This window comes from Azospirillum sp. INR13 (assembly GCF_015390205.1).
Taxonomy (GTDB): Bacteria; Pseudomonadota; Alphaproteobacteria; order Azospirillales; family Azospirillaceae; genus Azospirillum.
This window is the reverse complement of sequence record NZ_VUOI01000038.1, coordinates 1-12928: the sequence shown is the minus strand read 5'-3', so window position 1 is coordinate 12928 and position 12928 is coordinate 1. Positions and strand designations below refer to the sequence as shown.

The 12928-nt window shown below is 68.4% G+C and carries 13 protein-coding genes and 3 pseudogenes; 12 read left to right on the top strand and 4 right to left on the bottom strand.

Going from position 1 to position 12928, the window contains the following annotated elements:
• Positions 1 to 10: 10 nt before the first annotated feature.
• On the bottom strand, positions 11 to 1207 hold the full coding sequence (locus F1643_RS19310) for an efflux RND transporter periplasmic adaptor subunit (protein WP_194914862.1): 1197 nt from the start codon (positions 1205 to 1207) through the stop codon (positions 11 to 13).
• A 184-nt stretch (positions 1208 to 1391) separates the two neighbouring features.
• On the opposite strand from F1643_RS19310, the gene F1643_RS19305 reads away from it, so the two are divergent.
• The 3 genes from F1643_RS19305 to F1643_RS19295 all read left to right on the top strand — a co-directional run bounded on the left by F1643_RS19305 (position 1392) and on the right by F1643_RS19295 (position 3844).
• The gene (locus tag F1643_RS19305) at positions 1392 to 2090 is read left to right on the top strand and encodes a TetR/AcrR family transcriptional regulator (protein WP_194914860.1); all 699 of its coding nucleotides are present in this window, start codon (positions 1392 to 1394) and stop codon (positions 2088 to 2090) included.
• A 67-nt stretch (positions 2091 to 2157) separates the two neighbouring features.
• Positions 2158 to 2991 carry a universal stress protein gene (locus F1643_RS19300; RefSeq protein WP_194914859.1) on the top strand — a complete coding sequence of 278 codons (834 nt, stop codon included), beginning with the start codon at positions 2158 to 2160 and terminating at the stop codon, positions 2989 to 2991.
• Between the two features lie 151 nt (positions 2992 to 3142).
• Positions 3143 to 3844 carry a TetR/AcrR family transcriptional regulator gene (locus F1643_RS19295; RefSeq protein ID WP_194914858.1) on the top strand — a complete coding sequence of 234 codons (702 nt, stop codon included), beginning with the start codon at positions 3143 to 3145 and terminating at the stop codon, positions 3842 to 3844.
• A 13-nt stretch (positions 3845 to 3857) separates the two neighbouring features.
• Here F1643_RS19295 and F1643_RS19290 read toward each other — a convergent pair whose 3' ends face one another.
• Positions 3858 to 5303 (bottom strand): MFS transporter, encoded by a 1446-nt coding sequence (locus F1643_RS19290; protein WP_370540713.1) that lies wholly within the window; start codon positions 5301 to 5303, stop codon positions 3858 to 3860.
• A 395-nt stretch (positions 5304 to 5698) separates the two neighbouring features.
• Here F1643_RS19290 and F1643_RS19285 point away from each other — a divergent pair, with 395 nt between their 5' ends.
• Together F1643_RS19285 and F1643_RS19280 are read left to right on the top strand one after the other, a co-directional pair.
• Positions 5699 to 6373 (top strand): amino acid ABC transporter permease, encoded by a 675-nt coding sequence (locus tag F1643_RS19285; protein ID WP_194914855.1) that lies wholly within the window; start codon positions 5699 to 5701, stop codon positions 6371 to 6373.
• 13 nt (positions 6374 to 6386) lie between these two features.
• Positions 6387 to 7039, top strand: a pseudogene (locus F1643_RS19280) (amino acid ABC transporter permease).
• Here F1643_RS19280 and F1643_RS24025 read toward each other — a convergent pair.
• Positions 7018 to 7200, bottom strand: a complete 183-nt coding sequence (locus tag F1643_RS24025) for a hypothetical protein (protein WP_255543061.1) — start codon at positions 7198 to 7200, stop codon at positions 7018 to 7020. The pseudogene F1643_RS19280 and the gene F1643_RS24025 sit on opposite strands and share 22 nt — an antisense overlap.
• Between F1643_RS24025 and F1643_RS24015 the strand changes: the two are divergent.
• The 5 genes and pseudogenes from F1643_RS24015 to F1643_RS19255 all read left to right on the top strand — a co-directional run bounded on the left by F1643_RS24015 (position 7115) and on the right by F1643_RS19255 (position 11463).
• Positions 7115 to 7878: pseudogene (locus tag F1643_RS24015) on the top strand (transporter substrate-binding domain-containing protein). The gene F1643_RS24025 and the pseudogene F1643_RS24015 overlap by 86 nt on opposite strands.
• Before the next feature lie 39 nt (positions 7879 to 7917).
• A pseudogene (locus tag F1643_RS19270) lies at positions 7918 to 8683 on the top strand (amino acid ABC transporter ATP-binding protein).
• A 30-nt stretch (positions 8684 to 8713) separates the two neighbouring features.
• A complete protein-coding gene (locus F1643_RS19265) occupies positions 8714 to 9652 on the top strand; it encodes a 2-hydroxyacid dehydrogenase (RefSeq protein ID WP_194914854.1) in 939 nt (312 codons plus the stop codon).
• Positions 9653 to 9664: 12 nt separating this feature from the next.
• The gene (locus F1643_RS19260; RefSeq protein WP_194914853.1) at positions 9665 to 10729 is read left to right on the top strand and encodes a LacI family DNA-binding transcriptional regulator; all 1065 of its coding nucleotides are present in this window, start codon (positions 9665 to 9667) and stop codon (positions 10727 to 10729) included.
• The gene (locus F1643_RS19255; protein ID WP_194914852.1) at positions 10726 to 11463 is read left to right on the top strand and encodes a 2-keto-4-pentenoate hydratase; all 738 of its coding nucleotides are present in this window, start codon (positions 10726 to 10728) and stop codon (positions 11461 to 11463) included. Before F1643_RS19260 ends, F1643_RS19255 begins: the two co-directional genes overlap by 4 nt.
• A gap of 29 nt (positions 11464 to 11492) precedes the next feature.
• On the opposite strand, the gene soxR is transcribed toward F1643_RS19255, so the two are convergent.
• Positions 11493 to 11948, bottom strand: coding sequence for a redox-sensitive transcriptional activator SoxR (gene soxR / locus F1643_RS19250; RefSeq protein ID WP_194914851.1), 456 nt, complete (start codon positions 11946 to 11948; stop codon positions 11493 to 11495).
• Positions 11949 to 12098: 150 nt separating this feature from the next.
• Here soxR and F1643_RS24010 point away from each other — a divergent pair, with 150 nt between their 5' ends.
• Entirely contained in the window at positions 12099 to 12479 is a 381-nt protein-coding gene (locus F1643_RS24010; RefSeq protein ID WP_255543054.1) for an HPP family protein, read from the top strand.
• Positions 12398 to 12928: HPP family protein (locus tag F1643_RS24005; protein ID WP_370540712.1), on the top strand; the 531-nt coding region annotated here is incomplete at its 3' end. The genes F1643_RS24010 and F1643_RS24005, both read left to right, overlap by 82 nt.

Below are 12928 nucleotides of genomic sequence, written 5' to 3'. Positions count from 1 at the left end.
GTATCCTGGATCAGCGGGCCGACGCGGCCTTTTCAGGCAAAGCGGCAAGGGCATTCTGGGCCGGCACCGGCTTCACCTCGGCACCCGGCTTGACCTTCTGCAGGCCTTCGACGACCACCCGCTCGCCGGCGGCCAGCCCGTCCGACACCAGCCAGACATTGCCCACCGCGCGTTCGGTCTTGATGGTGCGCTGGGCCGCCTTGTTGTCGGCACCCACCACCCAGACGCGGGCGCTGCCGTCCGGTCCGCGGCTGACCGCCGCCTGCGGGACGGTGATGGCGTTCTCGGCGACGCCCTGCTCCACGCGGGCGCGGACGAACAGGCCGGGCAGCAACTCCTTGTTCGGATTGGGGAAGACGGCGCGCAGCTGGACCGAACTGGTGCCGGCATCCACCGTCACGTCGGAGAACTGGAGTTCGCCCTTCGCCGGATAGGGAGTGTCGTCGCCGTTGCTGTTCAGGAACAGCGTCACCGGGATCTTGCCGGGCTCCGCCGGGCGGATGCGGCCGGTCGCCATGTCCTCGCGCAGCTTCATCAGCTGCGAGGCGGTCTGCGTCACGTCGACATAGATCGGGTCGAACTGCTGGATGGTCGCCAGCGCCGTCGCCTGGCTGGCGGTGACCAGCGCGCCTTCGGTGACCGCCGACTTGCCGATGCGGCCGGAGATCGGCGCGAACACCTTGGTGTAGTTCAGGTTGATGCTGGCGAGGTTGTAGGCGGCCTTGGCCGCGGCCACCTGCGCCTCGTTCTGCTTCAGCGTGGCCTGGACGTCGTCGAAATCCTGCTTGCTGACCACGCTGTTCTTCACGAGGTCGCCATAGCGTCCCGCCTTGTTGCGCGCGGCCTGCAGGTTGGCTTCCGCCTTTTGCACGTCGGCCTGGGCGCTCGCCAGCGACGCCTCGTAGGTGGCGGGATCGATCTGGTAGAGCTGCTCGCCGGCCTTGACGTCGCTGCCCTCGCGGAAGAAGCGCTTCAGCACGATGCCGCTGACCTGCGGGCGGATTTCAGCCACCCGGTAGGCGGCGGTGCGTCCCGGCAGCTCGGTCGTTACGGTCAGGCGCTGCGGTCCGATGGTGATGACCGACACCTCCGGCGGACCGCCGGCCTGCGGCTGTCCGGCCGCCTGCTTCTGCTGGTTGCAGCCGGCGAGCACCGCGATCAGCGCAGCCGCCGCGGCCAGCGTCATGAATGAGTTGGATCTGAACATCTCTTTCCTCGTCTCGGCGCCGCGCGTCTGCGGTCCCGTCTCCCTGCTACGGCCGGGCTTTGAGCCGGCCTTCGGTCCGGGCTGCGGGTGGACCGGCACATCCCCGTTGCTTAGTACTGTCTCATACAGTACACTGTACCAGACGATACATTCAGAATGCTGCAGCGCGCAAGGGGGTTCCGCAATGCCCGATACGGGGCTGGATGCAAGGGGGGTGGAATACGGCGCCGGAACGGGCACCCGCGGTCATGCACGCTGCCGGGCCCTGCTGGATGCCGCGGCGGCGTTGTTCGTCGAGAAGGGCTATGCCGGCACGTCGCTCAGCGATGTGCTGCGGCTCGCCGGCGGGTCGCGCACGACGCTCTATGCTCATTTCGGCGACAAGGACGGCCTGTTCCGCGCCATGATGGAGGAACATTGCGCCCGGGTGCTGGACGGCATGGCACCGGACGCCCTCGCCCTGGATGCCCCGGCCGGCAGCGTTTCGGAGCAGGCTGCCGATCCGGAAGAGCGGCTGGTTCGCATCGCGCTCCACATCATGCATGCGCTGACGCAACCGCAAACGACGGCGATCCTGCGCACGCTGATCTCCGAAGGCGCCCGCATTCCCGATCTCGTCGAGACCTTCTTCCGCGTCGGGCCGGAGCGCACACGCGAGCGGATGGCCCGCTGCCTGCGCGAACTGGCCGCGGCAGGACGGATCCGCGTCGCCGACTCCGATGCGGCGGCGCAGGCCTTCTGCGGCATGGTGACCGGCAACCTCCTGATGGAGCGGCTGATCCTGCCCGACCGGCCTGTCGACATGCCGGCGGTGGAGGCCTATGTGCGCGCTTGCGTCCGTCTGTTCCTTCGCGGAACCGCCCCGTCCCCGTTGGCGTCCTGACGGCACTCCGACCCAATCACGCCCCCAACGAACCGCCAAGCAAGAGGCCCGAGAAATGCGCCCCGGAATGCCGAAGGACATCGTCGTTTTCATCGAGGCGGACGAGGAGCGGGCCGGCCGGCTTGCTTATGCCGCCGCGCTGGCACAAAGCTGGCAGGCGCACCTGATCGCCACATTCGTCGTCAACCGGCTGGAACTGACCCCCGGCAGCGGCTTCGCCCGCGGCGGCGGGCTGGAAGCCATGCTGCGCCAGCATCATACCGCCGCCCGCAATGCAGCGGCGGAGGCGCGGACGCTGTTCGAGCGCATCGTCGCCGACACCGGCATCAGCGGCGAATGGCGCCTGTCCGACCATGAGGATGGCGAGGCGCTGATGCTCCACGCCCGCCATGCCAGCCTCGCCATCGTCGGTCCGCCGCTGCGGCCGACCCGGCCGGCGCGAATGCTCAGCCTGTCGGAGGATGTGATCTTCGCCTCCGGCCGCCCCACCCTGCTTCTGCCGGCGGGCTGGCCGTCGCACCGCATCGGCCGGCGCATCGTCGTCGGCTGGAACGGCAGCCGCGAGGCGGCGACGGCCATCGCGCTCGCCATGCCATTGCTGAGCGCGGCGGACATCGTGCATCTGGTCGTGGTGCCGGAAGCGCGCCCGAACGGCCTGCTCGGCGGCGATCCCGGGGCCGACATGTCCCGCCATCTGGCGCGCAACGGGGTGGAGGTGGTGCTGGAACAGCGCCCCGGCACCGACGCCGGCACCGTGCTGCTGGACCATGCGCGCACGGTGGATGCCGACCTGCTGGTGATGGGCGCCTATGGTCGGCCGCGGATCAGCGAATTCGTCTTCGGCGGGACGACCCGCACGGTTCTGGCAAAGGCGAACACCCCGATCCTGCTGTCGCGATGACACTGCCGGAGGGGGCTCGCCCTGCGTCTTTTTTACAGATCGCGCCGAGCCCCCCTCCCGGTGCAGACGTTCTACAGTGGCGCACCCGCATTTGCGTGGAACGAACAATCAGACCGGACGCGGGCGCCGCCGCCCCGGAGGAAAGCGCACCATGACGAACAGCAGCCACAAGGCCGATGTCGCCGCCGGAGCCACTGCCGGACCGCTGGCGACCGGCCCCGCCACCTGCGGACCGCGCGGACTGGCGCGCCGGCAGGCGATCCTGGCCGCCGCCCGGCGGCTGTTCATCGAGAAGGGGTTCGAGAAGACGACGCTCAGCGACATCATCGCCGTGGCCGGCGGCTCCCGCGCCACGCTGTACGAGCATTTCGGCGACAAAGAGGGCCTGTTCCGCGCGATCATGGAGGAGGACAACGCCATGATCCTCTCCGGTCTCGCCCCGGCCCAGGCCGACGATCGCGTCACGCCGGAAGCCGGGCTGACCGCCTTCGCCCTTCATCTGGTCAAGGCCCTGTTGAACGAGGAGACGACCGGCACCGTCCGCATCCTGATCTCCGAAGGCGACCGCGTGCCGGACATCGCCGAGGCCTTCTTCCGCATCGGCCCGGAAAACGCCATCCGCCGCCTTGCCGAATATCTGCAACGCCTGTCGAACAACGGCACCTTGCAGATCGAGGATCCGGCCGTGGCCGCCCAGGCCTTCCTGGGCATGGTCACCGGCAACCTGCTTGTGCGCCGCCTGATCCTGCCGCAGAGCGCGCCGGCCATCCCCGACCTCGACCGCTATGTCCGGCAGGCGGTGCGGCTGTTCCTGAACGGCGCCCGCGCGTCCGGAACCGCGACTCCCGGATGAGACACGGCGGCGGTCAGATCGTCTCCGCCGCCTCCTCCCCCACCCCGCGGTCGCGGTTGGCCTTGGTCAGCGGTTCTGCGATCTCCTCCAGCCCCTTGCCTTCGGCATCGACGCCGTAGATCAGGGCGACCACGCCGCCGAACATCATCACCACCGACCCCAGCACATAGCCCCAGAACAGCGGGTCGCGCTCCGTTCCCTCCCCCACCAGCCAGCCGAACAGCAGCGGCCCGGTGGAGCCCACCACCTGGGCGACGGCGAAGAAATAGGAGATGGCCTGCGCCCGCACCTCCAACGGGAAGATCTCGCTGACGGTCAGATAGGCCGACGACGCGCCCGCCGAAGCGAAAAAGAACGACACGCACCAGAACACCGTGTGCGTGTCCGCCGTCAGCACCCCCTGCCGGAACAGGATGGCGGAGGCCAGCAGCACGGTTCCTGCCAGCACATAGGTGCCGAAGATCATCCGCCGCCGCCCCACCGTGTCGAACAGCGGCCCCAGCAGCAGCGGTCCGATCAGGTTTCCGGCGGCGAAGGGAAAGAAATAGAGCGCCGTCTGCGATGGGTCGAGATGATAGAAATTCTGCAGGACCAGGGCGTAGGTGAAGAAGATCGCGTTGTAGAGGAAGGACTGCGTGACCATCATCGTCACGCCCAGGAAGGTGCGTGACGGATACTGCCGGAAGAAGACGTCCACCAGCTGGGCGTAGGACACCGAATCTTCGGGGATGATGGACATGGCCCGACGCGGATCGACGGGCGGCAGCGGCTTTCCCTGGGCGCGAACGCTGGCCTCGATGCCGTCGACGATGCGCTCGGCCTCTTCTTCCATCCCGTGGGTGACCATCCAGCGCGGGCTTTCCGGGATGAAGCGGCGCAGATAGATGATGGCCAGCCCCAGGATCGGGCCGATGAAGAAGGCGATGCGCCAGCCGAGGTCCTCCGGGACCAGGGAATGGTCGAGAAGGAAGACGCTGCCGACGGCGCCGATCATCGCACCGCCCCAATAGGTGCCGTTGATGGCGATATCGACCCGGCCGCGGTGGCGGGCGGGAATCAGCTCGTCGATGGCGGAATTGATGGCGGCATATTCGCCGCCGATCCCCATCCCGGCGACGAAGCGCCAGAGATAGAGGAACCACGGCGTCCAGGCGAATCCTGCGATGCCGGAGGCGATCAGGTAGATCGCCAGCGTGGTGATGAACAGCCGCTTGCGTCCCCAGCGGTCGGTCAGCCGCCCGAAGACGAGTGCGCCGACCACCTGTCCCATCAGATAGATGGTGCCGGCGAGCCCGACCTCGGCGCTCGACATGCCCAGGCTTTCCTTGTAGCCGGAGGCCGAGATCAACTGGATTTCGATACCATCCAGGATCCAGCTGACACCCAGCCCGACCACGACCATCCAATGGAATCGGGCCCAGGGCAGCCGGTCCATCCGGGCGGGCACGAGGCTGCTCACCGCGGCATTCCGCGGCGCGGAGCCCGGAGCGGCGCTTTGTCTGGCGGTCATGGCGGGCGGCACTCCTCGTGCTGTTGGACGGACCGGGTGAGGCTTTCCGGCTGCGGATGAAACGTCCCGTCGCAATGGAAGGTTTCGCCAGCGCCCCGTCCGAGCAACCGCCAAACATCTGGTATACGAATTGTCCCGACTCTCCTCATTTTCCATTGCGCATTTGGATCGATCCAATTAGCCTGTCCAAAGACTGAGGGGCACCGGATTGGTGGCTGCGAAGCCACGAGAGCCCGACATGACTTCCGGGCGCTGATCCCGGATGGATGCCCGATGGACAAAGGCGATCCGCGCGACGCCGGGCCATGGAAAGGCCGGTGCGACGCGGGTGCGGAGGAACGCCCGTGACCTACGACTTTCAATTCGACGCGGTGTTCGCGTCGTGGGACATGCTGCTGGGCGGGGCCTGGCTGACGATCAAGCTGTCGTTCGGCGCCATGGCCATCGGGCTGGTGGTCGCCATCCTCTGCGCGCTGGGCAAGACCTCCGGTCCGAAGCCGGTGCGCTGGCTGATCAACGCCTATATCGAGGTCATCCGCAACACGCCCTTCCTGGTCCAGATCTTCCTGATCTTCTTCGGGTTGCCGACCATCGGCCTCAGGCTGTCGCCGGACGTGGCGGCGCTGATCGCGATGGTCGTCAATGTCGGCGCCTATGCCACCGAGATCATCCGCGCCGGCATCGAATCCATCCACAAGGGCCAGATCGAAGCCGGGTTGGCGCTGGGGCTGCGCCCGCTGCAGGTCTTCCGCTACATCGTGCTGAAACCGGCGCTGCGCACGGTCTATCCGGCGCTGACCAGCCAATTCATCCTGCTGATGCTGAGCTCCAGCATCGTGTCCGCCATCTCCGCGGACGAGCTGACGTCGGTCGCCAACAACATCCAGTCGCAGACCTTCCGCAGCTTCGAAATCTACATCGTCGTGACCGGCATCTATCTGGTGCTGGCGCTGATGTTCTCGGCCCTGTTCGCCGGCATCTACCGGCTGGCCTTCGCCTATTCCGTCGACCGGCGCTGAAGGAGGCCGCAAGATGATCCGCGCCTTCGGATACAACGAGTTCCTGTTCCTGCTGAGCGCCGTGCAGTGGACGCTGCTGCTGTCGGCCATCGCCTTCATCGGCGGCGGCATCGTCGGCCTGTTCGTGGCGCTCGGCCGCACGTCGGACGTGAAGCCGCTGCGCTGGCTGGCGACCGGCTACATCCAGGTCTTCCAGGGCACGCCGCTGCTGATGCAGCTGTTCCTGGTCTTCTTCGGCGCCACCGTGATGGGCATCGACATGAGCCCGTGGGTGGCCGCCGCACTCGGCCTGACGCTGAACACCAGCGCCTTCCTGGGCGAGATCTGGCGCGGATGCATCCAGTCGGTGCCCAGGGGCCAATGGGAGGCAGCGTCGGCGCTCGGCCTGCGCTATCCCGGCCTGATGCGCTACGTGATCCTGCCGCAGGCGGTGAAGGTCGCCGTGCCGCCGACCGTCGGCTATCTGGTGCAGGTCATCAAGGGCACCTCGCTGGCCGCCATCATCGGCTTCGTCGAGCTGACCCGCGCCGGGCAGATCGTCAACAACGCCACCTTCCAGCCCTTCCTGTCTTCGGCATCGTCGCCGCGATCTATTTCGCGCTGTGCTGGCCGCTGTCGCTGTTGAGTCAGCGTCTGGAAGCCCGCTACGCCGCCCCAACACGCTGAAACCCTAAAAAGCACTCGGAGGAAACAACCATGGCCTTCACCGTAACCCGCCGCGTGATCGTCGCCGGCGCCTTGATGACCGCCGCAATCGGCCTCAGCGCCACGGCGAACGCCCAGAGCGTCGAGGACATCAAGGGCAAGGGCAAGCTGACCGTCGGCATGCTGGTCGACTTCCCGCCCTTCGGCATCACCAGCAGCGACGGCAAGCCGGACGGCTATGACGCCGACGTCGCCAAGCTGATGGCCAAGCACATGGGCGTGCCGGTGGACATCGTGCCGGTCACCGGGCCGAACCGCATCCCCTACCTGCTGACCGCAAAGTGGACGTGCTGGTCGCCTCGCTCGGCATCACGCCGGAACGGGCCAAGCAGGTCGCCTTCTCCGACCCCTATGCCGCCATCGAGATCGGGCTGCTCGCCCCGCAGAAGTCGCCGATCGCCAAGGCCGAGGAACTGTCGGGCAAGAGCGCCGGCGTCGCCCGCGCCAGCACCCAGGACCAGTCGCTGACCGCGGTGGCGCCGAAGGATGCCCGCATCATGCGCTTCGACGACGACGCCAGCGCCGTGCAGGCCCTGCTGTCCGGTCAGGTCGATGCGCTTGGCGTCAGCAACGTGGTGGCGCAGCAGATCAAGACGATGGCGCCGCAAGCCAATTACGAGATGAAGTTCGTGCTGAAGAGCCAGGTGCAGGGCGTCGCCATGCGCCAGGGCCAGGACAAGCTTCAGAGCTGGGTCAACGGCTTCCTCGACACGGTGAAGAAGAACGGGGAGCTGAACGCCATCCATCAGAAGTGGCTGGGCACCGACCTGCCGGCGGCGGTCACGTCCGGCAAGTCCTGAGCTTAGAGCAACCGCATTTCCCCGGTGGAGGGTAAGACCATGGCAGTGGTGTCCGGACCGATGAGCGCGGATGTCGTCATCCGCATGGAAGGCGTCCAGAAATGGTACGATCACTTCCAGGTGCTGAAGGACATCGACCTGGAGGTCCACCGGGGCGAGCGGATCGTCATCTGCGGCCCGTCCGGATCGGGAAAATCGACCCTGATCCGCTGCATCAACCAGCTGGAACGCCACCAGAAGGGCCGCATCACCGTCAACGGCGTCGAGCTCGGCCCCCATCACCGCCAGCTCGACACCGTGCGGCGGGAGGTCGGCATGGTGTTCCAAAGCTTCAACCTGTTCCCGCACCTGACCGTGCTGGAGAACTGCATGCTGGCGCCGATGAAGGTGCGCGGCACGACCAAGGACGAGGCGAGGGCCACCGCGCTGCGCTATCTGGAGCGGGTGCGCATTCCCGAACAGGCCGACAAATATCCCGGCCAGCTTTCGGGAGGCCAGCAGCAGCGCGTCGCCATCGCCCGGTCGCTCTGCATGAATCCGAAGGTAATGCTGGTTCGACGAGCCGACCTCCGCGCTCGATCCCGAAATGGTCAAGGAGGTGCTGGACACCATGATCGGATTGGCGGAAGACGGCATGACCATGCTGTGCGTGACGCACGAGATGGGATTCGCCAAGTCGGTCGCCCATCGCGTGATCTTCATGGACCGCGGCGAGATCGTCGAGCAGAACACGCCGGAGGAGTTCTTCACCGCCCCGAAATCGGAGCGGACGCGGAGCTTCCTCGGCCAGATTCTGGCGCACTAAGGACCTTCCGTTCCACCAAGGACAGTCGTGATGAAGCCCGAAATCCTCCTCGTCGAACCCATGATGCCCGCCATCGAGCAGGCGCTCGACGCGGCCTACACCGTCCACCGCCTGTCCGCCGCGCCCGACCGCGACCGGCTGATCGCCGAGCTGGCCGACCGGGTGCGCGCCGTCGTCACCGGCGGCGGGACCGGCGTCAAGAACGCCGTGGTCGACGCCCTGCCGAGGCTCGGGATCGTCGCCATCAACGGCGTCGGCACCGATGCGGTCGATCTGGAGCATGCCCGCGGCCGCGGCGTGCGCGTCACCAACACGCCAGATGTGCTGACCGACGACGTGGCGGATCTCGCCATCGGGCTGCTGATCGCCGCCTCGCGCCGGATGATGGTGGGCGACCGCTTCGTCCGGGCCGGGCAATGGCCGACGGGCAAGCTGCCGCTCGCCCGCAAGGTCAGCGGCAAGCGGCTGGGCGTGCTGGGGCTGGGCCGCATCGGCGAGGCCATCGCCAAGCGCGCCGAAGCCTTCGGCATGACCATCGCCTACACCAACCGCAAGCCTCGCGAGGGCGTGTCCTACCGCTTCGTCGCCTCGCCGGTCGATCTGGCGCGGGAAAGCGACATCCTGGTGGTCGCGGCGTCGGCCGGGCCGGACTCGCGCAACATGGTGGGCCGTGAGCTGCTGGACGCGCTGGGGCCCGACGGCCTCCTGGTCAACGTCGCCCGCGGCAGCGTGGTGGACGAGCCGGAACTGCTGGCGGCATTGACCGAAGGCCGGGTCGGCGGGGCCGGGCTGGACGTCTTCGCCGACGAGCCCAACGTGCCGGAGGGCTTCTACGGCCTCGACAACGTCGTCCTGCAGCCGCATCAGGCCAGCGCCACGATCGAGACCCGCATGGCGATGGGCCAGCTGGTGCTGGACAATCTGGAAGCCTTCTTCGCCGGCCGGCCGCTGCCGACCGCCGTGGTGTGAGGCCCCGCCAGCGTGGACAAACCGCCGGATAGCAACAAACCGGGAAACGACCGCATCACCCTGACGGAGGTCGCCGGCCACGCCGGGGTGTCGCGGTCGACGGTGTCGCTGGTGCTGCGCGGCAGCCCGCTGGTGGCGGCGGAGACGCGGGAGCGGGTCCAGGCCGCCATGGCGGCGCTGGGCTACATCTACAACCGCGGCGCCGCCACCCTGCGCGCCGCCCGCACCCAGACCGTCGGACTGCTGGTCTGCGAACTCAACAACCCCTTCTATGCCGAGCTGACGGCGGGGGTGGACGATGTGCTGGACGCCGAGGGCTTCGTCGCCTTCATCGCCAACACCGCCGAGCAGCCGGAGCGGCAGGAGCGTTTCCTGCAACGGATGCGGGAACACAATGTCGACGGGGTGATCCTCTGCCCGGCCGCCGGCACCCCTCCCGACCTGCTCGACCGGCTCGACCGCTGGCGCCTGCCCGCCGTGCAGGCCCTGCGCTCCGTCTCGGATGCGGGGCGCGACTATGCCGGGGTGGATTACCAAGCCGGCGTCGAGACGCTCGTCGACCATCTGGTCGGGCTGGGACATCGCCGGATCGCCTTCGTCGGCGGGACGCTGGACCATTCCGCCTACGCGGCACGCCATGCCGGCTTCACCGCGGCGATGCGGCGGCATGGGCTGACCGACCATCCGGTCCTGCGCTGCCCGCTGACCCGGCGGTCGGGTGCCGAGGTGGCGGATGATCTGCTGAATCGGCCGCAGCCCCCCACCGCGGCCCTGTGCTACAACGACGTGGTGGCGCTCGGACTGATGCTGGGGCTGGAGGCGCGCGGCCACAGGGCCGGGCGCGATCTGGCCGTCACCGGCTTCGACGACGTGCCGGAGGCGGCGCTCAGCCGCCCGGCGCTCACCACCGTCGCCACCTCCGCAAGGCAGATCGGGCAGGAAGCCGCCCGCCTGCTCCTGCGCCGCATCGCCGACCCGCAAGGCCCGCCCGAGCGGATCATCCTGCCGAGCCGGCTGGTCGTCCGCCAATCCTGCGGCGCTCCCACTCATTCCACCCACCATAGAGACCTGTCATGACCGATACCGTCGAGGCCCTGATCGCGGCACGCGAAACCCGCAAGTGGCTGACCGGGCTGGACAGCCGCCCCGCCGACGAGGCGGAGGCCTATGCGATCCAGGACGCCGTCGCCCGCCGCCTGGGCCCCGTCACCGCCTGGAAGGTCGGCGCCGCCACGCCCGATGCCGAGCCCTTCCGCGCGCCGATCAACGCCGCCACCGTCTTCGAGGGTGCCGACCACCTGCCGGCCAACCTGTTCCAGGTCATCGGGGTGGAGGCCGAGATCGCCTACCGCTTCGGCCGCGACCTGCCGGCGCGCGAGCAGCCCTACACCCGCGACGAGGTACTGGACGCCGTGGCTTCCGTCCATCCGGCCTGGGAGATCGTCGACACCCGCTTCACCGGCTTCGGCAGCCAGGACAGGCTCAGCCACATGGCGGACCAGTTCAACCACGGCGCACTGATCGTCGGCCCGGCCGTCGCCGACTGGCGCGCCCTCGATCCGCTCACGGAGTCGGTGACGCTGGAGGTCGACGGCGAGACCAAGGTCGATGTCGTCGGCGGCAACAGCGCCGGCGACCCGGTACGGCTGCTGGTGTGGATGGCCAATGTCGGCGCCCGCAGCTTCGGCGGCCTGCATGCGGGGGAGGTGGTCACCACCGGCTCCTGCACCGGCACCGTCTTCGTCCAGCCGGGAAGCCGCTCGGTCGCCCGCTACGGCACCATGGGCACGCTGACGCTGAAGGTCGATTGACGACCGGAGGCAGCGCCGGGCCGCGATCCTCAAGCCGGATCCAGAAGGCGCGGCCCGGCGCCGCCATCCCCCAGCTCGTCCCACGGATTGCGAAGCGGACAGTCGCGGATCGACAGGCAGCCGCAGCCGATGCAGCCGTCCAGATTGTCGCGCAGCTTCGTCAGCTTGGTGATGCGCTCGTCCAGTTCCTGCCGCCAGCGCTCCGACATCCGTTGCCAGTCGGCGGTGGTGGGGGTGCGGTCCTCCGGCAGGGCGTTCAGCGCGTCGGCGATGGAGGCGAGCGAGATGCCCAGCCGCTGCGCCACCTTGATCACCGCCACCCGCCGCAGCACGTCGCGGGTGAAGCGGCGCTGGTTGCCGGAATTGCGCCAGCTGCGGATCAGCCCCTGCGCCTCGTAGAAATGGATGGTCGAGACTGCCACTCCCGACCGCCGCGCCACCTCGCCCACCGTCAGGTCCTTGTCATACTCCTCCGGCGACAGCATCCCGGTCCTCCCCTCTGCCGCAACCCTCCGTCCCGCCAGTGTGCAGCCATTTCCGCTTGACCTCAAGTTCTGTTGAGGTTTTAGCCTGCCCCGACTCTGCCGACCAAACGGGCAGAGTGCCGATTGCGTAATCAGGGGGATGGGGACCGTATGACGAGGGGAAAGCTTGCCGCCCTGCGTGACCGTCTGGCGGGATGGGGGGAGTTCGTGTTCCGGCCGATCCTGCCCGGCGCCACGCTGCGCGACCGCATGATCGCCTGCTGCGGCGCCCTGCTGGGCATCGCCGCGACCGGGCTGCTCTGCCGCAACATGCTGACCTACATGTCCAGCGCGCCGGTGCTGGTTGCGCCGATGGGGGCGTCGGCGGTGCTGCTGTTCGCCGTGCCGGCCAGCCCGCTGGCCCAGCCTGGTCGATCGTCGGCGGCAACACGCTGTCGGCCGTCGTCGGGGTGCTGGTCGCCGCCGTCATCCCCGACCCGATGCTGGCGGGAGCCGCCGCGGTGGCGCTGGCCATCGCCACCATGTCGCTGACCCGCTGCCTCCACCCGCCGGGCGGAGCCGCCGCCCTGACCGCGGTGCTGGGCGGGCCGGCGGTGACGGAGATGGGGATCAAGTTCGCCTTCTTCCCCGTCGCGGTGAACTCCATCCTGCTGCTGACCGCCGGGCTGATGTTCCACCGGCTGTCCGGCCACCGCTATCCGCACAAGGCGGTGAACACCCACCGCACCAGCGATCCGCCGCCGCAGCTGCGCCCCGGCCTGACCCAGGGCGACGTGGACGTCGCGCTGCGCACGCTGGCCGAGACGCTGGACGTCAGCCGCGAGGATCTCGGCACCCTGCTGGTCAATGCCGAGCTTCATGCGCTGGAACGCCTGCATGCCGACATCAGCTGCCGGGACATCATGTCCCGCGACGTCGTCTCGGTCACGCTGGACACCCATCCGCAAGTGGCGCGCGCCCGCCTGCTGGAGCATGGCTTC